The organism is Nocardia sp. NPDC004151 (assembly GCF_042874235.1).
Taxonomy (GTDB): Bacteria; Actinomycetota; Actinomycetes; order Mycobacteriales; family Mycobacteriaceae; genus Nocardia.
The window spans coordinates 181243-205303 of the sequence record NZ_JBIAMR010000010.1; the positions used below are offsets into that span (position 1 = coordinate 181243).

Annotated in this window: 23 protein-coding genes and 1 riboswitch; of the genes, 14 read left to right on the forward strand and 9 right to left on the reverse strand. The window is 69.2% G+C overall.

Translation table 11 applies throughout. The features are described 5' to 3' along the window. Positions 1 to 69: 69 nt before the first annotated feature. From manA to ACFYTS_RS23265, 4 genes are all read right to left on the reverse strand, one after another. Positions 70 to 1293 (reverse strand): mannose-6-phosphate isomerase, class I, encoded by a 1224-nt coding sequence (manA, locus tag ACFYTS_RS23250; protein ID WP_387307103.1) that lies wholly within the window; start codon positions 1291 to 1293, stop codon positions 70 to 72. Then, a complete protein-coding gene (locus ACFYTS_RS23255; protein WP_387307105.1) occupies positions 1293 to 2474 on the reverse strand; it encodes a tobH protein in 1182 nt (393 codons plus the stop codon). The genes manA and ACFYTS_RS23255 overlap by 1 nt, the downstream gene beginning before the upstream one ends. A gap of 73 nt (positions 2475 to 2547) precedes the next feature. Then, complete coding sequence (locus ACFYTS_RS23260) at positions 2548 to 3924, reverse strand: phosphomannomutase/phosphoglucomutase (protein WP_357283533.1); 1377 nt, start codon at positions 3922 to 3924, stop codon at positions 2548 to 2550. Between the two features lie 122 nt (positions 3925 to 4046). Further along, positions 4047 to 4436 carry a DUF3499 domain-containing protein gene (locus tag ACFYTS_RS23265; protein ID WP_387307193.1) on the reverse strand — a complete coding sequence of 130 codons (390 nt, stop codon included), beginning with the start codon at positions 4434 to 4436 and terminating at the stop codon, positions 4047 to 4049. Between the two features lie 238 nt (positions 4437 to 4674). Here ACFYTS_RS23265 and ACFYTS_RS23270 point away from each other — a divergent pair, with 238 nt between their 5' ends. Beyond that, positions 4675 to 5154: a metallopeptidase family protein gene (locus tag ACFYTS_RS23270; RefSeq protein WP_357087107.1), complete on the forward strand. Its 480-nt coding sequence runs from the start codon at positions 4675 to 4677 to the stop codon at positions 5152 to 5154. 152 nt (positions 5155 to 5306) lie between these two features. Here the strand turns inward: ACFYTS_RS23270 and ACFYTS_RS23275 are convergent, their stop codons facing one another. Next, positions 5307 to 5567: a WhiB family transcriptional regulator gene (locus tag ACFYTS_RS23275; RefSeq protein ID WP_213560898.1), complete on the reverse strand. Its 261-nt coding sequence runs from the start codon at positions 5565 to 5567 to the stop codon at positions 5307 to 5309. Positions 5568 to 6162: 595 nt separating this feature from the next. Between ACFYTS_RS23275 and cofD the strand changes: the two genes are divergently transcribed. From cofD to ACFYTS_RS23295, 4 genes are all read left to right on the forward strand, one after another. Then, positions 6163 to 7122, forward strand: coding sequence for a 2-phospho-L-lactate transferase (gene cofD / locus ACFYTS_RS23280; protein ID WP_387307195.1), 960 nt, complete (start codon positions 6163 to 6165; stop codon positions 7120 to 7122). Next, positions 7119 to 8483 (forward strand): coenzyme F420-0:L-glutamate ligase, encoded by a 1365-nt coding sequence (locus ACFYTS_RS23285; protein WP_387307107.1) that lies wholly within the window; start codon positions 7119 to 7121, stop codon positions 8481 to 8483. The genes cofD and ACFYTS_RS23285 overlap by 4 nt, the downstream gene beginning before the upstream one ends. Beyond that, on the forward strand, positions 8480 to 8998 hold the full coding sequence (locus ACFYTS_RS23290; RefSeq protein ID WP_357283541.1) for an NUDIX domain-containing protein: 519 nt from the start codon (positions 8480 to 8482) through the stop codon (positions 8996 to 8998). The genes ACFYTS_RS23285 and ACFYTS_RS23290 overlap by 4 nt, the downstream gene beginning before the upstream one ends. Before the next feature lie 51 nt (positions 8999 to 9049). Beyond that, positions 9050 to 9212: riboswitch (FMN riboswitch) on the forward strand. A 75-nt stretch (positions 9213 to 9287) separates the two neighbouring features. Then, positions 9288 to 9734 (forward strand): 6,7-dimethyl-8-ribityllumazine synthase, encoded by a 447-nt coding sequence (locus ACFYTS_RS23295; RefSeq protein ID WP_357283543.1) that lies wholly within the window; start codon positions 9288 to 9290, stop codon positions 9732 to 9734. 127 nt (positions 9735 to 9861) lie between these two features. Here the strand turns inward: ACFYTS_RS23295 and ACFYTS_RS23300 are convergent, their stop codons facing one another. Then, on the reverse strand, positions 9862 to 11205 hold the full coding sequence (locus tag ACFYTS_RS23300; RefSeq protein WP_357283546.1) for a cation:dicarboxylate symporter family transporter: 1344 nt from the start codon (positions 11203 to 11205) through the stop codon (positions 9862 to 9864). A 77-nt stretch (positions 11206 to 11282) separates the two neighbouring features. Here ACFYTS_RS23300 and ACFYTS_RS23305 point away from each other — a divergent pair, with 77 nt between their 5' ends. The 4 genes from ACFYTS_RS23305 (at position 11283) to ahcY (ending at position 16421) form a co-directional block, all read left to right on the forward strand. Continuing rightward, positions 11283 to 12833 carry an ATP-binding protein gene (locus tag ACFYTS_RS23305; RefSeq protein ID WP_387307110.1) on the forward strand — a complete coding sequence of 517 codons (1551 nt, stop codon included), beginning with the start codon at positions 11283 to 11285 and terminating at the stop codon, positions 12831 to 12833. Next, positions 12830 to 13543: a response regulator gene (locus ACFYTS_RS23310; protein ID WP_387307111.1), complete on the forward strand. Its 714-nt coding sequence runs from the start codon at positions 12830 to 12832 to the stop codon at positions 13541 to 13543. Before ACFYTS_RS23305 ends, ACFYTS_RS23310 begins: the two co-directional genes overlap by 4 nt. Positions 13544 to 13754: 211 nt before the next feature. Further along, positions 13755 to 14912 (forward strand): alkane 1-monooxygenase, encoded by a 1158-nt coding sequence (locus tag ACFYTS_RS23315; RefSeq protein ID WP_387307113.1) that lies wholly within the window; start codon positions 13755 to 13757, stop codon positions 14910 to 14912. Between the two features lie 33 nt (positions 14913 to 14945). Next, positions 14946 to 16421, forward strand: coding sequence for an adenosylhomocysteinase (gene ahcY / locus ACFYTS_RS23320; RefSeq protein ID WP_357283557.1), 1476 nt, complete (start codon positions 14946 to 14948; stop codon positions 16419 to 16421). A gap of 80 nt (positions 16422 to 16501) precedes the next feature. On the opposite strand, the gene ACFYTS_RS23325 is transcribed toward ahcY, so the two are convergent. The 3 genes from ACFYTS_RS23325 to ACFYTS_RS23335 form a co-directional block, all read right to left on the reverse strand. After that, positions 16502 to 17041 (reverse strand): hypothetical protein, encoded by a 540-nt coding sequence (locus ACFYTS_RS23325; protein ID WP_387307115.1) that lies wholly within the window; start codon positions 17039 to 17041, stop codon positions 16502 to 16504. A 46-nt stretch (positions 17042 to 17087) separates the two neighbouring features. Next, positions 17088 to 17363, reverse strand: coding sequence for a hypothetical protein (locus ACFYTS_RS23330; RefSeq protein WP_387307117.1), 276 nt, complete (start codon positions 17361 to 17363; stop codon positions 17088 to 17090). Positions 17364 to 17523: 160 nt separating this feature from the next. After that, a complete protein-coding gene (locus tag ACFYTS_RS23335; RefSeq protein WP_387307119.1) occupies positions 17524 to 17799 on the reverse strand; it encodes a hypothetical protein in 276 nt (91 codons plus the stop codon). Positions 17800 to 17962: 163 nt separating this feature from the next. Between ACFYTS_RS23335 and ACFYTS_RS23340 the strand changes: the two genes are divergently transcribed. From ACFYTS_RS23340 to ACFYTS_RS23360, 5 genes are all read left to right on the forward strand, one after another. Continuing rightward, a complete protein-coding gene (locus ACFYTS_RS23340; RefSeq protein WP_357283567.1) occupies positions 17963 to 18610 on the forward strand; it encodes a dTMP kinase in 648 nt (215 codons plus the stop codon). A gap of 78 nt (positions 18611 to 18688) precedes the next feature. Further along, the gene (gene mtrA, locus ACFYTS_RS23345) at positions 18689 to 19366 is read left to right on the forward strand and encodes an MtrAB system response regulator MtrA (protein ID WP_387307122.1); all 678 of its coding nucleotides are present in this window, start codon (positions 18689 to 18691) and stop codon (positions 19364 to 19366) included. A gap of 44 nt (positions 19367 to 19410) precedes the next feature. Next, on the forward strand, positions 19411 to 21444 hold the full coding sequence (gene mtrB, locus ACFYTS_RS23350; RefSeq protein WP_387307197.1) for an MtrAB system histidine kinase MtrB: 2034 nt from the start codon (positions 19411 to 19413) through the stop codon (positions 21442 to 21444). Further along, entirely contained in the window at positions 21441 to 23240 is a 1800-nt protein-coding gene (gene lpqB, locus ACFYTS_RS23355) for an MtrAB system accessory lipoprotein LpqB (RefSeq protein WP_387307124.1), read from the forward strand. The genes mtrB and lpqB overlap by 4 nt, the downstream gene beginning before the upstream one ends. A 16-nt stretch (positions 23241 to 23256) precedes the next feature. Further along, on the forward strand, positions 23257 to 23901 hold the full coding sequence (locus tag ACFYTS_RS23360; protein WP_357283571.1) for a ComF family protein: 645 nt from the start codon (positions 23257 to 23259) through the stop codon (positions 23899 to 23901). The last annotated feature ends 160 nt before the right edge of the window (positions 23902 to 24061 follow it).

Below are 24061 nucleotides of genomic sequence, written 5' to 3' on the forward strand. Positions count from 1 at the left end.
ACCGCCCCTTCCGATGTCCGTTTTGTCGAGAAAACGTGTGTGACCGGGAAGGAGCCTACAGTCCGCTCGTCACTCCTCGCCCACCGCGGCGCAGAACAGCTGCGCGGGACCGTCCACCGCCTGAGCCCGGATTCCGCCGTCCGCCGCCGAGATCCACGCCGCCCGACCGCGCTCCACGATCAGGTCGTGATTGCCCTGGAGAAGCCGCACCCGGCCATGGGTGACCAGCGCGATCACCGGACCGGAACCCACCACCGTCACCGGCTCGGCCTCCGGCTCCAGCTCGAAGCGGCTGAGCGCGAACTCCGGCGCGGGCGTGTGATAGCGGAAGACACTGTCCGACATCTGTTCCGCGCGGACCACCGGCAGGTCGAGCGGCTCGAAGTCGAGCACCCGCAGCAGCTCGGGGACGTCCACGTGCTTGGGGGTGAGCCCGCCGCGCAACACATTGTCGGAGTTGGCCATGATCTCCACGCCCACCCCGCGCAGGTACGCGTGCAGGTTCCCGGCATCGAGGAACAGGCCCTCGCCGGGTTCCAGGGTGATGCGGTTGAGCAGCAGCGCCGCCAGCACCCCGGCATCGCCGGGATAGGCCTCGGCCAGCTCGAGCGCGGTGCGCACCTCGGCCACGAATTCCTTACCGCCGCTGCCCGCCTCGGACAGGTAGCGCACACAGCCGTCGAGCACCTTGGGCAGCAGCGTGCTCAGGCTCGCCTGCGGCAGCGCGATCCAGGTGGTGAACAGCGTGCGCAGGCCCGCGGAGTCGGGCTGGGCGGCAAGCAGCTCGGCGTACTGGCTCAGCTCGGGGACGTCGAGGGCGGCGAGCAACCGCACGGTCTGGCGCGGATCGCGGAACCCGGCCAGCGCCTCGAAGCGGCCCAGCGCCACCACCAGTTCCGGCTTGTGGTTCTCGTCGCGGTAGTTACGCATGGCCGAGTCGAGGGAAACCCCGGCGTGGTTCTCCCGCGCGAACCCGGCCCGGGCCTGTTCGACGCTGGGATGCGCCTGCAGCGAGAGCGGCTCCTCGGCGGCCAGGATCTTCAGCAGGAACGGCAGCCGTCCGCCGAATTCGCCTGCCACCGGCCCGAGTTCGTGTTGCGGGTCGGCGCTGACCAGCTCCAGCAGGGATTCGCTGTGACCGTTGATCTGGACGCGGGCCGGGTCGGCGGGATGCGCCCCGAACCAGAGTTCGGCTTCCGGATGCGCGGAGGGAACCGGTCGTCCGCACAGCTGTGCGAGCGCGGTGCGCGAACCCCAAGCGTAGGAACGCAGCGCACCAACGAGTTCGTGCACTAGTAATTGCCCCCGTCGTAGCGTCCCGGTCCGGTGGCCGGGCGGGAACCGAGTAGTCGGAGATAGGCGGCCGCCATCTCCAGCCGAAGTGCGAGTACCGCAAGCTTTTCCACCTCGCCACTCGCGGCGGCGGGCACGGGCTGCCCAGGCGCGTCGGTCGGCGGGGCGGCGGCCGCCTCCGTGTCCACGGTGATCAGGTCGGTGTCGACGAGCCCGGCGTCCGAGCCGAACACGGCCAGCCGGCGACGCACGGCGACCTCGTCCGGGCCGGCGCTCACCACGAAGATCCGCACCTGCTCCACCGGCGCGGGCCCGTCGAGCTCCTCGTCGTGGAACAGCGGATCGAAGCCGGGCGCGGCCACGCCCGCGGCCTGCACCAGGCGGCCGTGCGCGGCAATGGCTTCCGAGAGCGAGACGGCCGAGGTGATGTGTCCGGCCGTGGCCAGCAGCACCTCCGACCCGTGTCCGGCGAGCTCGGCGGCCGCGGCGGAATCACCGGCCAGCACGACGCGCTTGCGCTGCATCATGCGGGTGGCCAGCGTCTTGGCCGGGTTGTGGAAGGCCTCGTGCTGCGGGCCGTCGCGCAGCGCCTCCTCGTCGAGCAGGTCTGCGAGAGCGTTCAATTCGGGCACCAGCGGTCCGACCCGATGCGGGTCGATGGTGCTCAGCACGGCCAGGCCCGCGGCCAGATAGCGGAGCATCAGATTGTGGTCGAGCACCCGCACCCGCGGCGCGAGAATGGTGGCGCGTCCGGCGGCCGCGGCCCGGATGGGGCCCTCGTCCGGTGCGGCGACGACCACTTCGGCGCCCCGTCGGAGTGCTCGGTCCACCGCCTCGGCCAGGCGCGGATCGCCCGCGTCGTCACCCGCCACCAGCACCACGTCCAGCGGCCCGACCCACGGCGGGATCGAGGTCGCCGGCACCAGCGGCAGACTGGTGTGGTTGCCCAGGGCCGCGATCAGCAGCGCGGCCGCGCGGGCGGCGCGTCCGCTCCCGGAGACCAGGACCAGACTGCGCGGGCGCAGATCGGTCAGCCGGGCGAGCGCATCCTCGGAAAGCGCGGCGGCGGTTGCCCTTACCTGCGCTCCCCCCGATGCGGCGGAGCGCAGCACACCCCCGGCGTCCGCCGCCTCCAGCGAGGCGACGTCATCGAGGTCGATTACCGGTGTCCCAGCGATCATCGGGCGTTGCCACCTCCCCTCATCGGGTCACCAGGCGCTGGTGAATCCAAGCTCTGTGATTCCACTATTCCAGTCAGGCGCGCACGATGCTCAGGATCTCGGTTACGAGTGCGTCTACATCGTCCTGCGATCGCGCCTCGACGTTGAGCCGCAGCAGCGGTTCGGTATTCGAGGCGCGCAGGTTGAACCAGGCGCCGTCGGCCAGCTGCACGGTCACGCCGTCCAGCCGATCGACCGAGGTGGCGCGGCCGCCGAAGGCCTCGACCACCGCGGTGGTCCGCTCCTGCGCGTCGGCGACCGTCGAGTTGATCTCGCCGGAGGCCGCGTATGTCGAGTAGGCCGAAGCCAATTCCGACATCGTGCGGTCCTTCTCGCCCAGCGCGGCCAGCACGTGCAGCGCGGCCAGCATGCCGGAGTCGGCGCCCCAGAAGTCGCGGAAGTAGTAGTGCGCGGAGTGTTCGCCGCCGAAGATCGCGCCGGTGGCCGCCATCTGCTGCTTGATGAAGGAGTGGCCCACGCGGGTGCGCACCGGGGTGCCGCCCAGCTCGGTGACGAGCTCCGGCACCGCCTTCGAGGTGATCAGGTTGTGGATGACGGTGGCGCCCGGCTCCTTGGTCAGCTCGCGCTCGGCGACCAGGCCGGTGACCGCGGACGGGGAGACCGGGTCGCCCTTCTCGTCCACCACGAAGCAGCGGTCGGCGTCGCCGTCGAAGGCCAGGCCCAGGTCTGCGCCGGTCTTGCGGACGTAGTCCTGCAGGTCGACCAGGTTCTTCGGATCCAGCGGATTGGCTTCGTGATTGGGGAAGGAGCCGTCCAGTTCGAAGAACAGCGGCTCGATGGTGAACTGCGGCAGCGTGCCCAGCACGGCGGGCACGGTGTAGCCGCCCATGCCGTTGCCCGCGTCCACCGCGATGCGCAGCGGACGCGAACCGCTCAGGTCCACCAGCTTGTGCAGGAAGTCGGCGTAGGCGGTGAGCAGGTCCTCGCGGGACTCGGCGCCGCGCGGGCCGTCGAAGGCCGGGACGCCGGCGATGACTTCCTCGGTGATCGTGGCCAGGCCGGTGTCCTGACCGACCGGCAGCGCCTTGGCGCGGCACAGTTTGATGCCGTTGTACTTGGCCGGGTTGTGGCTGGCGGTGAACATGGCGCCCGGGCAGTCCAGGTGGCCGGAGGCGAAGTACAGCTGGTCGGTGGAGGCGAGGCCGATGTGCACCACGTCCAGGCCCTGGGCGAGCACGCCCTCGGCGAAGGCCGCGGCCAGTTCGGGGGAGGAGTCACGCATGTCGTGACCGATCACGATGCGCTGCGCGCCCTCGGTGCGCATCAGCCGGGCGAAGGAGCCCGCGACATCGCGGACGAAGTCCGCGTCGATCTGCTCGCCGACCACGCCGCGAACGTCGTATGCCTTGATGACTGCTTGAACGGACTCGGCGGACCGGGCGACTGTCATGGGGAACACCCTAGTAGCAGACCCTTGCCGAGGCGGACTTCGCCTGCCCCTACTTGTCGGGTCAAGTGATTCGGTGAGCTGAGGGCGACTTGTCGGGTATGGCCTCGGTGTCGCGCGCTCGATCAGCTGGGCGGGTCGGGTAGGACACGTAGATGCCCGCGGCGGCCGGTGCGGCCCGTGCGGGTGGGGCGCTGCGGGGCCGGGGCGTAGTCGGCGTAGGCGCGCGGGTCGGGATCCGTTGTGCGACGGCGCAATCCGGCTTCGCGGACGGCTTCGGCCAGGGCGGTCAGATCGTCGTCGTCGGGGGTGGAGCTGGAAAACCCGCCCTCGTGACGGACCAACTCCCATCCCTTCGGCGCGGTGATCCGGGAGGCATGTGTTTCACACAAGTCCCAGGAGTGTGGTTCCGCGACCGTGACCAAGGGACCCACGACCGCCATCGAGTCGGAGTACACATAGGTCAGCGTCGCGACGGCCGGGTTCTTGCAGCCTGGACGGCAGCAACGACGCATGGGGATCACGCCAAGCAGGGTAACCCCCCTGGCGGCCCTCTGGACACAGACACGCTCAATGAAGCCCGTCTCACTAGCGTCAATCGGGCCCACATGGAGGGTTCGCGGCGCGTCTCGTTCCGGACCGAGTGGAGCGGGGGAGCGAAGCGGAGGAGCGGAGGGAGGGAAGAACGAGACCTCCAGCGCCGCGAACCAGCCGGAGCGGAGCGGAGGCAGAAGAAAGAGCTAGATTCAAGGTATGACCCGTTCACGTAAGAGGCGGCCGCCCACCGCGCGGTCGGTCATCCGCCGCGGGCGGGGTGTGCGCGGGCCGATGCTGCCTCCGACGGTTCCGGCCCGGCGCACCCGCGGCCAGGAGTTCGACCGGCTGGTGCTGGAGGCGTTCGCGCCTTTGGAGAGCCGCTGGCACGAGCAGTTGACCAAGCTCGACATCGCGGTGGATGACGTGCCGAAAATCCGTCCGCTGCACCCGGATTCGGTCACCTGGCCGGACGAGGTGGTGGCCGACGGACCAGTGCCGCTGTCCCGTCTGATCCCCGCGGGGGTGGATCGCTACGGCATGGCCACCCGCGCGCGGGTCGTATTGTTCCGCAAGCCTTTGGAGTTGCGGGCCGGTGACCCGGACGACCTGGTCGACCTGCTGCGCGAGGTCCTCGTGCAGCAGATCGCGACCTACCTCGGGGTGGAGCCCGACATCATCGATCCCGAGCCCGAGTAGTAAGCCCCCGAACTACGTTTCGCGACAACGGGTTTCGTGAGGCCGGGGTGACTCGTCGGGTACGCCTGAAGTTGTATCGGCTCCCAACCGCCGGCACGGGTTGCCGGCGGTCGACGGCTGTCAGCCGTCCGCTGAAGGCGCGGAGAGGCGGGTCAGATGATGCCGCGCTTGAGGCGGCGGCGCTCACGCTCGGAGAGGCCGCCCCAGATGCCGAAGCGCTCGTCGTTGGCGAGGGCGTATTCCAGGCACTCGTCGCGGACCTCGCAGCCCAGGCAGATGCGCTTGGCCTCGCGAGTGGAGCCGCCCTTCTCGGGGAAGAACGCCTCCGGATCGGTCTGGGCGCACAGTGCCCGTTCCTGCCATTGTTCGGCTTCGGTCATCATCCGACCGCCGCGCGCGAAAGTGTCGTACATATCCTCGGCACCGGTGACGATCAGGCTCAGCCGCGGTGGTTCGGGCTGGTAGGCAGCTCGCGCCCACTGTCCGCCCCCCGGCCGCGTCGTCATCGGTTCACCCCCCTCGTATCCGTTCCGATCGTCGGCGCAGAAGTCAGGTGCTGCGCCAGTCGTGGAATCGGTTTGCGATACACCGCCCGGAATGCCCGACGGGGCCAGCTCATCGGCCATCGCTCCGCCTCCTCACTGTGTGTTAGCGCAGAATGATTAATCCGTCGGAGCCGATCCCACCGACGGCCCAACACCGCGGCGTAGTCCCGCGGCCATCCCCGAGCTTGCGCCACTCCGGTGCGAACAGTTGTTCGAAAACCCGTCCGCGCCTTGCACTCTCACGCGGACCCGGAATGACATGCCTGTGATTAGACACGCCGGGAGCGGCGATGGTCAAGCTGCCGAAGCGATTCCGTTACCATCTGTGACCCCTTCTGGCGACGTTCCCGCAGATCAGGCAGCAAATTCACAGCAAATGAGCTGCGGGCCGCTTTCGGCCCGCCACCGCATAGGCTGTGCGGATGTGACTCGAGAACAAGCGGACACCGCGCCCGGCGCCGGCCTGCGGATCGCGGTCCTGGTCGGCGGAGTCGGCGGCGCCCGGTTCCTGATGGGCGTGCGCGAGCTGCTGCCCGGAGCCGACACCACGGCCATCGTCAATGTCGGCGACGACGTCTGGATGCACGGGCTGCGCATCTGCCCTGACCTGGACACCTGCATGTACACCCTGGGTGGCGGCATCGATCCGGAACGCGGCTGGGGACACGCGAACGAGACCTGGAACGCCAAGGAGGAGCTGGCGAAATACCACGCCCAGCCCGATTGGTTCGGCCTCGGCGACCGCGATATCGCCACCCATCTCATCCGCTCGGAAATGCTGCGTCAGGGCTACCCGCTCTCCGCGGTGACCGAGGCGCTCTGCAATCGGTGGCAGCCCGGGGTGAAGCTGCTTCCGGCGACCGACGACCGCTGTGAAACCCATGTCGTCATCGGTGACCCGGAGAACCCTGGCGAACGCCGCGCGATCCATTTCCAGGAGTGGTGGGTCCGGTACCGGGCGAACGTGGAGACCCATGGATTCGTGACTATTGGGGCAGAAGCTGCGAAACCGGCCCCTGGTGTGACGGAAATCATAGAATCCGCCGATGTGATCCTGCTCGCTCCGTCGAACCCCGTCGTGAGCGTCGGAGCCATCCTCTCGGTGCCCGGCATTCGGGGTGCGATCCGCACCTCGGGCGCGAAGGTGATCGGCCTGTCCCCGGTGATCGGTGGAAAAGCCTTGCGCGGCATGGCCGATGAATGCCTGTCGGTGATCGGCGTGGAGACCTCCGCGGAGGCGGTCGGGAACTACTACGGCGCGCGCTCGGGCACCGGCATCCTCGACGGCTGGCTCGTCCACACCGGCGACACCGCCGACATTCCGGGCGTCGAAGTCCGCAGCGTCCCCCTGCTCATGACCGACCCGGCCACCACCGCCGAGATGGTTCGCGAAGCCCTCGACATCGCGGGAGTCAAACCGTGACAACGGATTCCATCCAGAACCCGGGCGACCACGCGTCCGGCGGCGAACTGCGCATCCTGCCGATTCCGGGCCTGCCCGAATTCCGGCCCGGCGACGACGTCGCCGACGCCATCGCCGCACAGGCGCCTTGGTTGCGGGACGGCGACGTGCTGGTGGTCACCAGCAAGATCGTCGCCAAGGCCGAGGGCCGCGTGGTCACCGTGCCCACCGACCCCGAGGAGCGCGACGCCGCCCGCCGCCGGCTGGTGCTCGAGGAGTCGGTGCGGGTGCTCGCCCGCAAGAACCGCACCCTCATCACCGAGAACAAACTCGGCATCGTGCAGGCCGCCGCCGGCATCGACGGCTCCAATGTGGAGCAGGACGAACTCGTGCTGCTGCCCGAGGATCCCGACGCCAGCGCCAAGGCCCTGCGCGCGGGCCTGGCCGAACGGCTCGGCGTCCAGGTGGCCGTGGTCATCACCGACACCATGGGCCGGGCCTGGCGCAACGGCCAGATCGACGCCGCCATCGGCTCGTCCGGGCTGCGGGTGATGCACGACTACAACGGCGCGGTCGACGGGCAGGGCAACGAACTGCACGTCACCCTGGTCGCGATCGCCGACGAACTGGCCGCCGCCGCGGACCTGGTGAAGGGCAAGCTGGGCGGCGTCCCGGTCGCGGTGGTGCGCGGGCTCGACTACACCGACGACGGCTCCACCGCCGGGGACCTGCTGCGCCGCGGCGAGGAGGACCTGTTCTGGCTCGGCACCGAGGAATCGGTGGACCTGGGCCGCAAACAAGCGCTGTTGCTGCGCCGCTCGGTGCGCCAGTTCGCCGACACGCCGGTCGAACCCGAGATCATCCGGGCCGCCGTCGCCGCCGGTCTCACCGCGCCCGCCCCGCACCACACCCGCCCGGTGCGGTTCGTCTGGGTGCGCAAGCGTGGTCTGCGCGACCAGCTGCTCGAGGCCATGGCCGAGAAGTGGCGGACCGATCTGACCGGTGACGGCCGCTCCCCGGAGAGTGTGGAGAAACGAGTCGCGCGGGGCCGCATCCTGTTCGACGCCCCCGAGGTGATCATCCCGTTCTGCGTGCCCGACGGCGCGCACGACTATCCGGACGAGACCCGCCGGGCCGCGGAGAAGACCATGTTCACCGTGGCGGTCGGCGCGGCCGTGCAGGGTCTGCTGGTGTCGCTGGCCGTGCGCGGGGTGGGCAGCTGCTGGATCGGTTCCACCATCTTCGCGCCCGACGTCACCCGGGAGGTGCTGGGTCTGCCCGCGGACTGGAGCCCGCTCGGCGCCATCGCCGTCGGCTACCCCCTCGACGAGCTCGCCCCGCGCGAGGTCGGCGAGCCCGGCATCGGCCTGGTCGAACTGTGAGCGCGGAGTCGCTGCACAAGTCCGCCACCGAACTGCTCGAGACCTGGTCTCCGGCAACGGGTCCCGAGCAGTCCCTGCGCGAGGCCATGCTGGCCTTCCTCGGTTCCGCGCCGCGCGGCTGCCTGCGCGAGCACGCGGCCGGGCACATCACCGCCTCGGCCATCGTGCTCTCCCATGACGAGCGGGAGGTGCTGCTCACCCTGCACCCCCGCGTGGGCCGGTGGATCCAGCTCGGCGGTCACTGCGAGGAATCCGACGATTCGGTCGCCGCGGCCGCCTTCCGCGAGGCGACCGAGGAATCCGGCATCGAGGGCCTGACCCTCGAGCCCGGCCTCTACGGCGCCCAGGCCCACCCCATCACCTGCTCCCTCGGCGTCCCCACCCGGCACCTGGACCTGCTGTTCAAGATCAAGGCCCCGGAAGGCGCTGTCCCGGTACGCAGTTCGGAATCCACCGACCTGCGCTGGTGGCCGGTCGACGCCCTGCCCGCCGACGCGGACGTGCTGTTGCGCTGACCGGACACGGGGGTTCCGGATGGCGGAACCCCCGTGTTACTGTCCGGTCGTACACGTTCTCAGGGCGGGGCGGAATTCCCCACCGGCGGAAATGGCGATCCGGACCGATCCGGGACGCATGAGCCCGCGAGCGCCACACCCCCGGGTGTGGGTCCAGCAGATTCCGGTGTGATCCCGGAGCCGACGGTCACAGTCCGGATGGAAGAGAACGCGGCACCGGCTCGTCCGCTCGCGCGGCCGGCCCTGTTCGCGTCTATGCCCTGGGTGACAGCGAACAGGAGGAATCCCCATGTCACCCATGCCGAATCGCATCGCCCTCGTCGCCGCCCGCTGGCACAGCGACATCGTCGACAAGGCCGTCGAATCCTGCCGCGCGGAGCTGCTCGAACGCGGCTACACCGAGATCGACGTGATCGAGGTGCCCGGCGCGTTCGAGATCCCGTTGCAGGCCAAGCGTTTGGCCACCAGCGGCGCGTACGCCGCGGTCGCCGGGGTCGCGCTGGTGGTGGACGGCGGCATCTACCGCCACGACTTCGTCGCGCCGACCGTGGTCGACGCCCTCATGCGGGTGCAGCTAGACACCGACGTGCCGGTGTTCTCGGCCGTGCTCACCCCCCACCACTTCCACGAGCACGCCGAACATCTGGAGTACTTCGCCCGGCACTTCGTGAAGAAGGGCGCGGAGCTGGCCAATGCCATCGCCGCCACATTGGCGCTGGGCGCGGTCCACGCCTGAGTAAGCGTTCGCGCACCCTGCCCGCGCGAGCCGGAGGCGGCTCGTCGCGCGGACAGGGTGCGCGGTTCCGACGACGCGCAGCAGGGGAGAACGCGCCGGCGGTCCGGTTTCGGCCCAGGGGTTGGGGTCAGGCCGGAACCAGGTCCTTGTCGTGCGGGCCGGGATGGTCGTCGTCGACCATGGCCCGCTCGTCGAACGGGATCTCGCGGTCCAGCACCGCGCGGACGCGGGCCGGGTCGATGGTGTCGGTCCAGGTGCCGACCAGCAGGGTGGCGACGGCATTGCCCGAGAAGTTGGTCAGCGCACGGGCTTCCGACATGAACCGGTCGATGCCCACGATCAGGCCGACCCCGTCCAGCAGCTCCGGGCGATGGCTCTGCAGACCGCCCGCCAGTGTGGCCAGGCCCGCGCCGGTGACACCCGCCGCGCCCTTGGACGCCACGATCATGAACAGCAGCAACCCGAGCTGCTCGTGCCAGGCCAGCGGCTTGCCCATGGCGTCGGCCACGAACAGCGTCGCCATGGTCAGGTAGATGGCGGTGCCGTCCAGATTGAACGAATACCCCGTCGGCACAACCACGCCCACCGTGGTGCGATCCACTCCGACATGCTCCATCTTGGCGATCAGCCTCGGCAGCGCCGACTCCGAGGACGAGGTCGCGAAGATCAGCAGATACTCGCGCGCCAGGTAGCGGACCAGCTTGAAGATCGAGGTCCCCGCCACCAGGCGCAGCAGCAGGCCGAGCACGCCGAAGATGAACACGACACAGGTCAGGTAGAAGGCCACCATCAGCAGCGCCAGCTGCTTCACCGCGTCCAATCCGGTGCGCGCCACCACATTCGCCATCGCGCCGAACGCGCCGATCGGGGCCAGCCACAGGATCATCGTCAGAATCCGGAAGACCAGTTTCTGGATCGAGGCCACCCCGCGCAGGATCGGTTCACCCGCCGCGCCCATGGCCTGGATGGCGAAGCCCGCCAGCAGCGCCACGAACAGCGCCTGCAGTACCTTCCCCGAGGTCAGCGACGACAGCAGCGTCGTCGGCACGATGTCCTCGAAGAACTGCCAGGTGCCGCCCGCCGCCTTGGCGTCGGTGGCGTACTTGGTGACCTCCTTCGCGTGCGCGGCCACGTTCAGGCCCGACCCGGGATGCAGCAGATTGCCGACCAGCAGGCCGATGCCCAGCGCCACCGTGGACATGACCAGGAAATAGCCGATGGCCAGACCGCCCACCCGGCCGACCTTGGCGGCCGCCCGCACCGAGCCGATGCCCAGCACGATGGTGCAGAAGATGACCGGCGTGATCATCATCTTGATCAGGTTCACGAAGATGGTGCCCAGCTCACCGACGCTCTTGCCGAAGCCCGGCGCCAGCTTGCCGACCACGATGCCGGCGATGACGGCCACGATGACGGCCAGGTACAGCCAGTGGGTACGGTCTCGGGCCGGTGGTGTTGCACTGTCGCTCATAACGTGAGAATCATGTTCCACCGAGTGACGCCGGTCACTGTTTCGTAAATTATGTTCATGACGTTCGCGGAGGAATCGTGAAGGGCCGAAGACCCCGCCGCACCCTGGCCGGGCAGGTGTTCGTCGTCCAGGTGCTGGTGCTCGCGGCGGTGATCGCCGCCGCCGCGCTGCTGACCTTCCTGCAGACCCGCCGGGTGCAGGACGACGCCACCCGCGCCGAGGTGCGCGACACCGCGGTCGCCGTCGCGCAGTCGCCCTCCACGCTGGCCGGGGTGCGCGGCCCGGACCCGACCGCCGCGCTGCAACCGGTGACCGAGGCCATCCGCAAGGCCACCGGCATGGACTTCATCGTGGTGATGGCCCCCGACCGCACCCGCTACACCCACACCGAGACCGACCGGATCGGAAAACCGTTCAGCGGCAATATCGATCGGGCGCTCGCGGGGGAAACCTTCACCGAGACGTTCACCGGCACCCTCGGCCCCTCCATCCGCGCGGTCACCCCGGTCCGCGACGCCGACGGCCGCATCGTCGCGCTGGTGTCGGCGGGCGTCACCCGCACCCACATCGGCGAGCAGGTGGCCGCCCAGTTGCCGCTCATCCTGGCGGTGGCCGCGGGCGGGCTGGCGCTGGCCACGATCAGCTCACTGTTGCTGCGGCGCCGGCTGTTACGGCAGACCCACGGGCTCGGCACGGCCGAACTGCGGATGATGTACGAGCACCACGACGCGGTGCTGCACTCCATCCACGAGGGGCTGCTGGTGTTCGGCAAGTCCGACGCCGACGCCGAGGTGGTCAACGATCAGGCGCGCCTGCTGCTCGGCCTGCCCGACGGGCCGATCACGCGCGCGGACCTGCCGGTGTCGTTGCAACGCTTGGGGACCGGCGTGGTGCGCGACGAGATGCACGTGACCCCCGAGCGGGTACTGGTGGTGAATCAGGACGTGGTCGAACACGCCGGACGCCGCATCGGCACCGTGGTGACACTGCGCGACCACACCGAATTGCGGGACGTGCTCGGCGAATTGGACTCGGTGCGCGGCTTCGCCGAATCGCTGCGCGCCCAGGCGCACGAGGCCGCCAACCGGCTGCACACCGTGGTCACCATGGTCGAGCTGGGGCGGCACCGGGAGGCGGTGAGCTTCGCGACCGCGGAACTCGAACTGTCCCAAGCCCTCATCGACCGGCTCACCGGGGCGGTCGCCGAACCCGCGGTGGTGGCGCTGCTGCTGGGCAAGGTGGAGCAGGCCGCCGAATACGGCGTCGAACTGACGGTCACCGGCGACACCCAGCTCGACACCACCGAGCCGCTCACCCCGCACGAGATGGTCACGTTGCTGGGCAATCTCATCGACAACGCCCTCGACGAGGTGGGCCACGACGAGGACGCCTGGCTGGAGGTGACGGTGCGCCGCGACGACACCGAGCTGTACATCCGGGTCGCCGACAGCGGCCCCGGCATGTCCGAGGAACTGTTCACCCGCGCCACCGAGCGCGGCTACTCCACCAAGACCGACCACCACGGGCTCGGGCTGGCGCTGGTGCGGCGGCTGGTGGCCCGGCACGCCGGTGAGTTGTGGGCCCGGCGCGAGCCGGAATCCGCTGTGATCGTGAGGTTTCCGCGATGAGAATCGACCGGGAGGCGCCGGTCCGGGTGCTGATCGTCGAGGACGAGCCGAAAATCGCTGCGGCACATCGCTCTTACCTGGAAAGGGTGGACGGTTTCGACATGGTGGCGGTGGCGCACACCGGACGCGAGGCCCTCTCGATCGCGAAAAGGTCACAATCTTCCGGCGTCCCGATCGATCTGGTGCTGATGGACATCGGTTTGCCGGACATGAGCGGGCTCGCGGTGGCGGCCGCGCTCGCGGTGCTGCGCCCACGCCCCGATGTCATCGCCGTCACCTCCGCCCGGGATCTGGCCATGGTGCGCGCCGCCGTCGCGCACGGCGTGGTGCTGTATCTGTTGAAGCCCTTCACCTTCGCCGCGTTCCGGGAGAAGCTGGAACGCTACCGCGAGTACCGCGCCGCCCTGCCCGCCGGCGAGACCGCGGTGTCACAGCACGACATCGACCGCGCCTTCGGCGTACTGCGCACACCCGAACAGCGGCCCACGTCCCCGAAAGGCATTGCGCCGCAGACGATGGACGAGGTGGCACGCGCGGTGCGGGGCGCGCCCGAGGGTCTGTCCGCGGGCGAAGCGGGCCGCGCGGTGGGGGTTTCGCGGGTGACCGCGTGGCGATACCTGGAACGTATGGCCGAAGACGGCGTGGTGGAACGGCGAACCGACTACGGTCGGACGGGACGGCCGCAGGTTCGGTACGTGTGGTTGCGCTGAGTGCGGGGGATTGCACACCGAGCGCGGTTCGCCGCTGATTTGCGCGTACGGGGAAGTGACGGGAACCACAGGGCCGGTTGCACCGGAACCGACTGCTCATGATGTAACAGTGGCCACCTTTCGGTCCGCACACGTGCTGTAACAGCCACTAGGTTTCAAGATATGTAGCTGCGAAGTTCTGACGAAGTTGAGTAGCGGAGAAAACGTGCGAATGTTCGGCAAACGGTTGGGTTCGCCGGATCCCAAACGCCACCTGTGGGTGCTGGGGCTCATCGCCCCCATGTCGGCGTTGCTGCCCTCCCAGCTGGTGTTGCATACCAAGCTGACGGTGTTCTGGTGGATCGGACCGATCATCATCCTGATCGTGATTCCGGTGCTGGACTGGGTCGTCGGGGAGGACGGCACCAATCCGCGCGACGAGGACTACGAACTGCTCAGCAACGACCGGTTCTACCGGTGGTGCACCTACCTGTTCCTGCCGATCCAGGTGATCGGCCTGGTCATCGCCGCCTGTATGTGGGCGGGCACCGACCTGTCCGTGGTCGACAAGATCGGGCTGGCCACCACGCTGGGGCTCGTCAGCGGTATCGGCATCAACGCGGCGCACGAGCTCGGCCACCGGGTCGAGAGCCTCGAGCGCTGGCTGTCGAAGATGGCGCTGGCGCAGTCGGCCTACGGGCATTTCTTCGTCGAGCACAACAAGGGCCACCATGCCCGCGTCGCCACCCCCGAGGATCCCGCCAGCGCCCGCATGGGTGAATCGCTGTGGGAGTTCCTGCCCCGCAGCGTGATCGGCGGCTTCCGTTCGGCAATCAAGCTCGAGGGCGAGCGGCTGGCGCGCAGGGGACACCGCTGGTTCAGTGTCCACAACCACATCCTGCAGGCATGGAGCATGACCGTGGTGCTGTTCGGCGGGCTGATGGCGATCTACAGTCCGGCCATCCTGCCGTACCTGCTGTTGCAGGCCGTGATCGGCGCGGGCCTGCTCGAAACCGTCAACTACGTCGAGCACTACGGGCTGCTGCGCGGTCGTCGCCCGAACGGCAACTGGGCCCGCTGCGCCCCGAGCGACAGCTGGAACAGCGACCGCCTGGTCACCAATATCTTCATGTTCCACCTGCAGCGGCACAGCGACCATCACGCCAACCCCGGCCGCCGCTACCAGACGCTGCGCAGTTCCGAGGAAGCCCCGCAGCTGCCCGCGGGCTATGCCACCATGATCTTGCTGGCCCTGTTCCCGCCGGTGTGGCGCATCGTGATGGACCCGCGCCTGCTCGCGCACTACTCGTGGGACGTCAGCCGGGCCAATATCCAACCCCGCAAGCGCGAGCGCATCCTCGCCGCGTACGACGTACCGGCGGCCGCGTAGGGTTTGGGAGAAGCAGCCGACCAGGAGAGGCAGATGACGACCTCAGTGTCCAGCACGATGACCCCTGATGTTCGCAACGGGATCGACTACAAGGTGGCGGATCTGTCACTGGCCGAGTTCGGCCGCAAGGAGATTCGCCTTGCCGAGCACGAGATGCCGGGCCTGATGGCGCTGCGTCGCGAGTACCACGACGTCCAGCCGCTGAAGGGCGCGCGCATCTCCGGCTCCCTGCACATGACCGTGCAGACCGCCGTGCTGATCGAGACCCTGGTCGCGCTGGGCGCGCAGGTGCGGTGGGCGTCGTGCAACATCTTCTCCACCCAGGACCACGCGGCCGCCGCGGTCGTGGTGGGCCCGCACGGCACCGTCGACGAGCCCAAGGGCACCCCGGTCTTCGCCTGGAAGGGCGAGACCCTGGAGGAGTACTGGTGGGCCGCCGAGCAGATGCTGACCTGGCCGGGCGAGCCGGCCAACATGATCCTCGACGACGGCGGTGACGCCACCATGCTGGTGCTGCGCGGCGCCCAGTTCGAGAAGGCCGGTGTCGTGCCGCCCGAGGACGAGACCCACTCCGAGGAGTACAAGGTCTTCCTGAACCTGCTGCGCGCGAGCCTCGAGGCGGACGGCGGCAAGTGGGGCGCCATCGCCGAGTCGGTCAAGGGCGTCACCGAGGAGACCACCACCGGCGTGCTGCGGCTGTACCAGTTCGCCGCCGCGGGCGAGCTGGTGTTCCCGGCCATCAACGTCAACGACTCGGTCACCAAGTCGAAGTTCGACAACAAGTACGGCACCCGCCACTCGCTGATCGACGGCATCAACCGCGGCACCGATGTGCTCATCGGCGGCAAGAAGGTGCTGATCTGCGGTTACGGCGACGTCGGCAAGGGCTGCGCGGAGTCGATGGCCGGCCAGGGCGCGCGCGTGCAGGTCACCGAGATCGATCCGATCAACGCGCTGCAGGCGCTGATGGACGGCTTCGACGTGGTCACCGTCGAGCAGGCCATCGCCGACGCCGACATCGTGATCACCTCGACCGGCAACAAGGACATCATCACCCTCGATCACATGAAGGCGATGAAGGGCCAGGCCATCCTGGGCAATATCGGCCACTTCGACAACGAGATCGACATGGCCGCCCTGGAGCGCTCGGGCGCGCAGCGCCTCAACATCAAGCCGCAGGTCGACCTGTGGACGTTCCCCGAGACCGGCCGCGCGATCATCGTGCTGTCCGAGGGCCGCCTGCTCAACCTGGGCAACGCCACCGGCCACCCCTCGTTCGTCATGTCGAACTCCTTCTCCAACCAGGTCATCGCGCAGATCGAACTGTGGACCAAGCCGGAGGAGTACGACAACGAGGTCTACCGCCTCCCCAAGCACCTCGACGAGAAGGTCGCCAAGATCCACGTCGAGGCCCTGGGCGGCACCCTGACCAAGCTCACCAAGGACCAGGCCGAGTACATCGGCGTGGATGTGGAGGGCCCGTACAAGCCGGAGCACTACCGCTACTGAGCGGAAACCGCTCGTAACAGCTGACAATTCGGCCGGTCACCCCGCACTGGGGGACCGGCCGAATCTCGTCGCCGGGCGGACTAGCTCACCCACGGCGGGATGTAGACGTCGGTGCATCCGGAGTCCGCGCGCCAGTACAGGCCCTGGCCGGTGATCCGGCACAGGAACCCCTTGTCGAAGAGGTCCGCGGAACCGCCGCTCGAGCCGGTGGTCGTGGCCACGGGCTCCGCGGTGAGCGGGGCGGCGATCGGAGCCAGGACGGGTGTGGCCTCTGCCGCCGGGTCGAGGACCGCGCTGCTCGGGTTGAACACCGGGTACTTGCAGGTGGCGGTGGCCGAATCCCATTTGCCGTACTGCAGTTGGCAGAGGAACTGCATGTACCCTCTGGTCAAGCCGGATCCCGAGGCGAGTTCGGTCGAACCCGCGTTGAGCGCGGAGGAGCCCGGCGACATGCTCAGCGCCATGAACAGGGCCGTCAAATCCGCTCCGAGGCCGTACTCCGAGATCGGCGCCGGCTCGGGCGCGAGCGGGTCGGCGGTGGCGGTGCCGGTGGCCAGGGCGGCGGTGGCCAGGGTGGTGGCCAGGATTGTCGAGACGCGGTGTGTCAGGCGGAATTTCATCGGCCGGGCTCCTTGATGGTTCAACGGAATCGACTGTGCCGCGCTGCTAGCGGGCGCAGGACTTGAAGACGGGCAGCCAGGTGCCGCCGGTGATGATGCAGAACCCGGCGCTGAGCAGCTGGCTGACGCTGGGGTCGGTCCCGACGAAATCGCTCGAGCCGCCGGAGGAGGACAGGGAGGATGCCGAGCCGGAACCGGCGACCGGAGTGGCCGAACCCGGGACGGCGGGATCGAGGGTGGGGGGTGCTGCGGTCGCGGTGCCGGCCGTGGACAGGGCGGCGGCGGAGATGGCGACGGCGGCCAGGGTGAGGCGGGTCTTCATCGGGGGGTGCGCTCCTTGGGGGTCCGGCGTTGGCAAATTCTAAAAGGAACGTGTTTCAGAACTGTGCCGTGAATTCTGGGGGCATCGGCCGGGTGAGTGGGGGTGTAAACGACTGTGCCGCCGACCCGTTGGGGGCGGCGGCACAGGCGACCGGTGGGTGCTAGCGGATACAGATGTCGAAGCCCGGGACCCAGGTGCCACCGGTGATGGTGCAGAGACCGGCGCTGAGGAGTTGGCTGACGCTGGAGCCGGTGCCGAGGACGTTGCTCGAGCCGCCGGAGGAGGAGAGGGAAGAGGCCGAGCCGGAATCGGCGACCTGGGCGGCCGAGTCCGGGGTGGCGGGGTCGAGGGTGAGAGGGGCCGCGGAGGCGGTGCCGACCGTGGAAAGGGCGGCGGCGGAGATGGCGACGGCGGCTACGGTGAGGCGGGTCTTCATCAGGGTGGCGCTCCTTGCAGGGGGAGTGGTGGCTAGAACCTACAAGGGTTGAATCGTGGGCGTTTCGGATTCGTTCATATTGTTCCGGCGATCGCGGATCGGGCTTCCCGGACAAACGGGAACCTGCCGTTATGTGGCGGCGAGGGTTGGGTAGTCTCGCCGCATGGGTGCACTGGTTCCGGTGGAAGGGCTCGACGGCGCGGGCAAGCGCACGCTCACCGAGGCCGTCGTCGCGGACCTGCGCGCCCGCGGGCTGCGCGTCGCGACGCTGGCCTTCCCGCGGTACGGGGTCTCGGTGCACGCCGACCTGGCGGCCGAGGCGCTGCGCGGCGGCCATGGGGATACCGCCCAGTCTGTGAACGCCATGGCGCTGCTGTTCGCCCTCGACCGCGCCGACGCGCGCGACGAGCTCTCGAAACTGCTGGCGGACAACGACATCGTGCTACTGGACCGCTACGTCGCCTCCAATGCCGCCTACTCCGCCGCGCGGATGGAACAGGACGCGCACGGTGAAATCGTGGACTGGATCGCCGCATTGGAGTTCGAACGATTCGGGCTTCCCGCCCCGGATATCCAGATTCTCCTGGATGTTCCGGTCGACGTGGCCGAGGAGCGCGCCCGCCTGCGCGGCGAGGCCGACGCCGCGCGTGCGTTGGACGCGTACGAGAAAGACGGTGGACTGCAGCGTCGCACCGGTAGGGTCTACCGTGAGCTGGCCGAAATCAGCTGGCGTGGACCGTGGTGGGTGCATCGAACCGGAGACGATCCGGCAACACTCGCCGCGCGCCTCGCGGAAATTGTTGCTGGATAGGGTTGGATGTCCGCCGACAGGTCACGAGTGTTGGCGTGGCGGCCGAATCAGAGCCGGAGAGGTGACAAACTAGACGTTATGAAGCCGAAGATTCTGGTCGTCGACGGCGATATGGCTCTCGCGGAGATGCTCACGATCGTCTTGCGCGGTGAGGGTTTCGACCCCCACGTCGTCGGAGACGGCACGCAGGCGCTGACCGCGGTCCGGGAGTTGCGCCCGGACCTCGTGTTGCTGGATCTCATGCTGCCCGGCATGAACGGCATCGACGTATGCCGGGTGTTGCGAGCCGACTCGGGTGTGCCCATCGTGATGCTGACGGCGAAGACCGACACGGTCGACGTCGTCCTGGGTTTGGAAAGCGGCGCCGACGACTACATCGTCAAGCCGTTCAAGCCGAAGGAACTCGTGGCCCGGGTGCGGGCGCGCTTGCGTCGCACCGAGGAGGAGCCGCAGGAACTGCTGTCGATCGCCGACATCGTCATCGATGTGCCCGCGCACAAGGTGACTCGCGGCGGCGCGCAGATCTCGCTGACTCCCCTGGAGTTCGATCTGCTGGTGGCGCTGGCCCGCAAGCCGCGCCAGGTGTTCACCCGCGAGGTGTTGTTGGAACAGGTCTGGGGATACCGGCACGCCGCCGACACCCGCCTGGTCAACGTGCACGTGCAGCGGTTGCGCGCCAAGGTGGAGAAGGACCCCGAGAACCCTGAGATCGTGTTGACCGTTCGAGGTGTGGGCTACAAGGCCGGACCGCCGTGATCGATGGCTCCAGAAACCGCGTGCAGCGGTGGCTGGCGGTAGTGATGGCCTGGTTCCGCAATCTGGGCGAGCAACTGGGCCATGTGTGGCGGCGTTCGCTGCAGTTGCGGGTCGTCGTGTCCACACTCACCCTGTCGCTGATCGTCATCACGATTCTGGGCGTCGTGCTCACGAGTCAGATCACCGACCGGTTGTTGGACGCGAAGATCAACGCGGCCGTCGAGGAAATGGGTCGCGCCCGCAACACCGTTCAGAATCAACTGACCGGTGTGCACGACTCGGGTACTCAGCAGAGCCGACTCGACGATGCCCGCCGCGCGCTGTTCTCCAGCGCCGGCGGGACTCAGACCGGCGGCGCCGCAGGCAGTTACGAGGCCGCTCTGGCGATGACAGGAGACAGCGGACAGGAGCTCACCTCCGGCTCGATCCAGGAGATCCCCACCGAGCTGCGGCAATTCGTCAAGCAGCGGCAGGTCTCCTACCAGTTCTCCACGGTCTCCAGCCCGGACGGGTACAAGGGTTCGGCACTGATCATCGGCAGTCCGTCGGCCGATATCGACTCGCTGGAGATCTATCTGATCTTCCCGCTCACCAATGAGCAACGCAGCCTGTCGCTCATGCGCGGCACCATGCTCATCGGCGGCATCGTGCTGCTGGTCCTGCTGGCCGCCATCACGGCGCTGGTGACCCGGCAGGTGGTGCTGCCCATCCGATCCGCGGCCCGCATCGCGAGCCGGTTCGCCGACGGGCGCCTCAAGGAGCGCATGCTGGTGCGCGGTGAGGACGACATGGCCAGGCTGGCCATGTCGTTCAACGAGATGGCCGAGAGCCTGTCCAACCAGATCACCCAGCTCGAGGAGTTCGGAAATCTGCAGCGCCGCTTCACCTCCGACGTCAGCCACGAACTGCGCACGCCGTTGACCACGGTGCGCATGGCGGCCGACCTCATCCACGGATCCAGCGACGACCTGGACCCGGCGCTGGCGCGCTCGGCCGAACTGCTGGTCAACGAACTCGACCGGTTCGAGGGCCTGCTCAACGACTTGCTCGAGATCAGCCGCCACGACGCGGGTGTGGCCGAGCTGCAGGTGGAATCGCTGGACGTGCGCATGTGCGCGCGGGCCGCGGTCTCCACCGTGCGGCACCTGGCCCGCGAATCCGGCGTGGAACTCGTGGTCGACATGCCCGAGGAACCCCTTGTCGCCGAGGTGGATCCGCGCCGCGTCGAGCGGGTACTGCGCAACCTGCTCGCCAATGCCATCGACCACAGCGAGGGCAAACCGGTCCTCATGCGCATGCGCGGCGACGTGGACGCCAATGCCGTCGCCATCGTGGTGCGCGACCAGGGCGTGGGCCTGCGCCCGGGCGAGGAGAAGCTGGTGTTCAACCGCTTCTGGCGCTCGGACCCCTCCCGCATGCGCCGCTCCGGCGGCACCGGCCTGGGCCTGTCCATCAGCGTCGAGGACGCCAACCTGCACGAGGGCAAGCTCGAGGCGTGGGGCGAGATCGGCGTGGGGGCGAGCTTCCGGCTCACCCTGCCGCTGGTCCGCGGCCGCAAACTGGGCACGAGCCCACTCTCGCTGGAGCCGCCCAAGATTCGCGGCGCGGTCTCACCCGAACAACTGGCCCTGGATATCGCGGGCCCCGACGCCCCGGCGGGCCCGGACACCGCGACCGGCGAAGCCGCCGCGGGCCCCGATTCGGTCCCGGCGGGCCTGCTCGGCCTGGCCGCGCTCGAATCCGTGCCCACCGCAATCGAACCCGGCACCGACGGCCTCGACGCGGACGCGGTGGAATCCGCCGCCGCGGAAACCGGCGACGGCGAACCGGGATTCGACGCCATCGCCCCGGAATTCCCGGCCGCCACCGGCATCGACGACGCGACCGCCGACCACGGCGACGTGACCGCCGCCGACCTGGCCGACGCCGCCGACATGGCCGCCCGCGAGGGCTTCGAGCCCGAGCCCCCCGACAACGACACCGCCGGAACACCTCCCGGCACCGCCGAGGGAACCGGTTCCGGGCGTGACGCTTCCGGGGGCTCCGTACCGGCCGAGCCGGGTGACGACCAATCATGAGGCGGCCGGCGAGGGCCCTGTTCCGGGCCCTGGCGGCCCTCGGCTGCCTGATCGCGGTGAGCTCCTGTGCGAGCCTGCCGGATTCCTCGGCGCCGCAGGCGCTGGGCAGCCTGGACCACCAGCCCACCAGCGCCGCGCTCAACCCGCCGGTCGCCGGGCGCGAGCCCGAACAGCTGCTGCTGGACTACCTGCAGGCCACCGCGGACCCGGCGAACCGGCATCAGCTGGCGCGCCAATTCCTCTCGCCCGCGGCCAATGTGCAGTGGGACGACGGGGCCGGGATCACCATCGTGGACTCCCAGCCGAACACCTTGCGCGAGTCCCGTACGGGTGATTCGGCCACCTATGTGATCCGGGCGCGCAAGATCGGCGAGCTGGCCGCGGACGGCTCCTACCGGGCCGCCGACGGCACGCTGGAGACCAAGATCGATCTGGAGAAGATCGGCGGCGAGTGGCGGATCAAGGACGTGCCCTCGGGCGTCATCGTCGAGCAGGCCGCGTTCGCCAAGTTCTACCACCGGTATTCGCTGTTCTTCCCGAATCTGACCGGGGCCGGGATGGTGCCGGACCTGCGCTGGATCCCCGCCCGCAAGGACCAGCTGGCGCAGCGGCTGCTCAGCATGCTCAGCGAGGGACCGCAGTCGGCGCTGGCCCCGGCCGTGCACAACCCGATGGGCGCGCCCGTCTCACAGCGCGGCCCGGTCACCAAGGCCAATGGCGATCCCGACAGCGTCGGGGTCGCGGGCGGTGGGATGGCCGTCGACTTCTCCGGCGCGGCCGCGCTCGACCCGGCCAACCGGGACCTGCTCGCCACCCAGGTGGTGCTCACCCTGTCCGGGGCCGACGTGCTGGGCCCGTACCTGATCAACGCCGACGGCAAACCGCTCGTCGAGAAGTACGCGGCGGGCTGGCAGCGCGCCGATGTGGAGGCCCGCAGTCCGGATGTGATCGCCCGCAACCGGACCGGTCTGCACGCGGTCCGTGACGGTTCGCTGGTGGCGGTCAACGGCAGCGGCATCACGCCCGCCCCCGGCTTCTTCGGCAGCACCCACGCGCTCCAGTCGGTGGGGCTCTCACCGGACGGGACGCTGGTCGCCGCGGTGGCCCGCTCCGGCCGTCCGGACCCCGAACCCGAGCGCACCCTGATCATCGGAACCTATGACGGGCAGGGCTTTCCGGTCGCCACCGGCGGCACCTTCACCCGGCCCACCTGGCCCGCCGACGGCAGTTCGGCCTGGTCGGTGGTGGACGGGGACCGGGTGATCCGGGCCGTACACGATCGCGGCACCGGCAATGTGTCGGTGCAGGACGTCGACATCGCCGCCCTGATGGCGGCGGCGATCAACTCGACCTCGCCACGCACCCCCATCACCGAACTGCGCATCTCCCCGTCCGGGGCGCGGGCGGCGATCATCGCCAACGGCAAGGTGTACGTGGCGGTGGTGGTCCCGCAGCCGAACGGGAAGTTCGCGCTGTCCGCGCCGCTGCCGCTGGCCATCGGACTGTCCACGCCCGCGGTGTCCCTCGACTGGCTCACCGACGAGCGGGTCATCGTGGCCCGCGACGGCACGGTGGACCCGGTGGCCGGGGTGCTGGTGGACGGTTCCGAGTACCGGGCCCAGTCCTCCCAGAACCTCACCCCGCCGGTGCGGGTGGTGAGCGCCTCCCCGGATCAGGAGTACGTGGCCGACTCGCGCGCGGTGCTGGAACTGACCCGCAATCCCGAAGGGCGCGAGGACTACTGGCGCGAAGTTCCGGGTCTGGGGGCCAACGCGGTTCCGGTGCTGCCCGGCTAGGCGCACACTGGGGGACATGGGGGAACTGCTGGATCTGATCCTGCCACGCACCTGCGGCGGGTGCGGGCGAGCCGGAACCTGGTGGTGCGCGGAGTGCGCCGCCGCGCTGTCCGGCCCGCCCATCCGGATCCGGCCGCGCGCCGATCCCGGGGTGCCGTGCTGGGCGCTGGCCGCCTACGCGGGTCCGCCGCGACGGGCGGTGCTGGGCGTCAAGGAGCAGGGCCGGCGCGAGCTGGCGCGGCCGCTGGGAACCGGATTGGCCAGGGGGCTGGATCATTTGCGGGACGCCTCCCGGCCCCTGGCGCTGGTGCCCGCGCCCAGTCGGGCGGCCGCGGCCCGGCGGCGCGGCGGGGATCCGGTGGTGCGTGCCGCGAGCGTCGCGGCGGGTTGGCTACCGGGTTGCCGCCTGGTACGCGTGTTGCGCATGGGTCCCGGTGTGCGGGATTCGGTCGGCCTCGGGCACCGCGATCGCCAGCACAATCTGCACGGGCGGATCATGGTAGCCACCACCCGGCCCCCGAGCGCGCTGATTCCGGCAAATGCCGAGGTAGTGGTCATCGATGACGTGTTGACCACCGGTGTCACGGTGACCGAATCGGTCCGCGTGCTCACCGCCGCGCGGGTCGCCGTGCGTGCTGTGCTGGTTACCTGCGCTGCTTGATTCTCCGAAATTTGCGTGAACACTGGCGGACAGGTCGCTGGCGCACTAGGTTGGCGATCAGACACCCGAACCGCAAGTTTGGAGGTGGCGCCTCGGACATATGTGCCGATGCGAGTTCCATCGGTCGGCACACGTTTCAATCCCGCCGCACGAGCGGCTT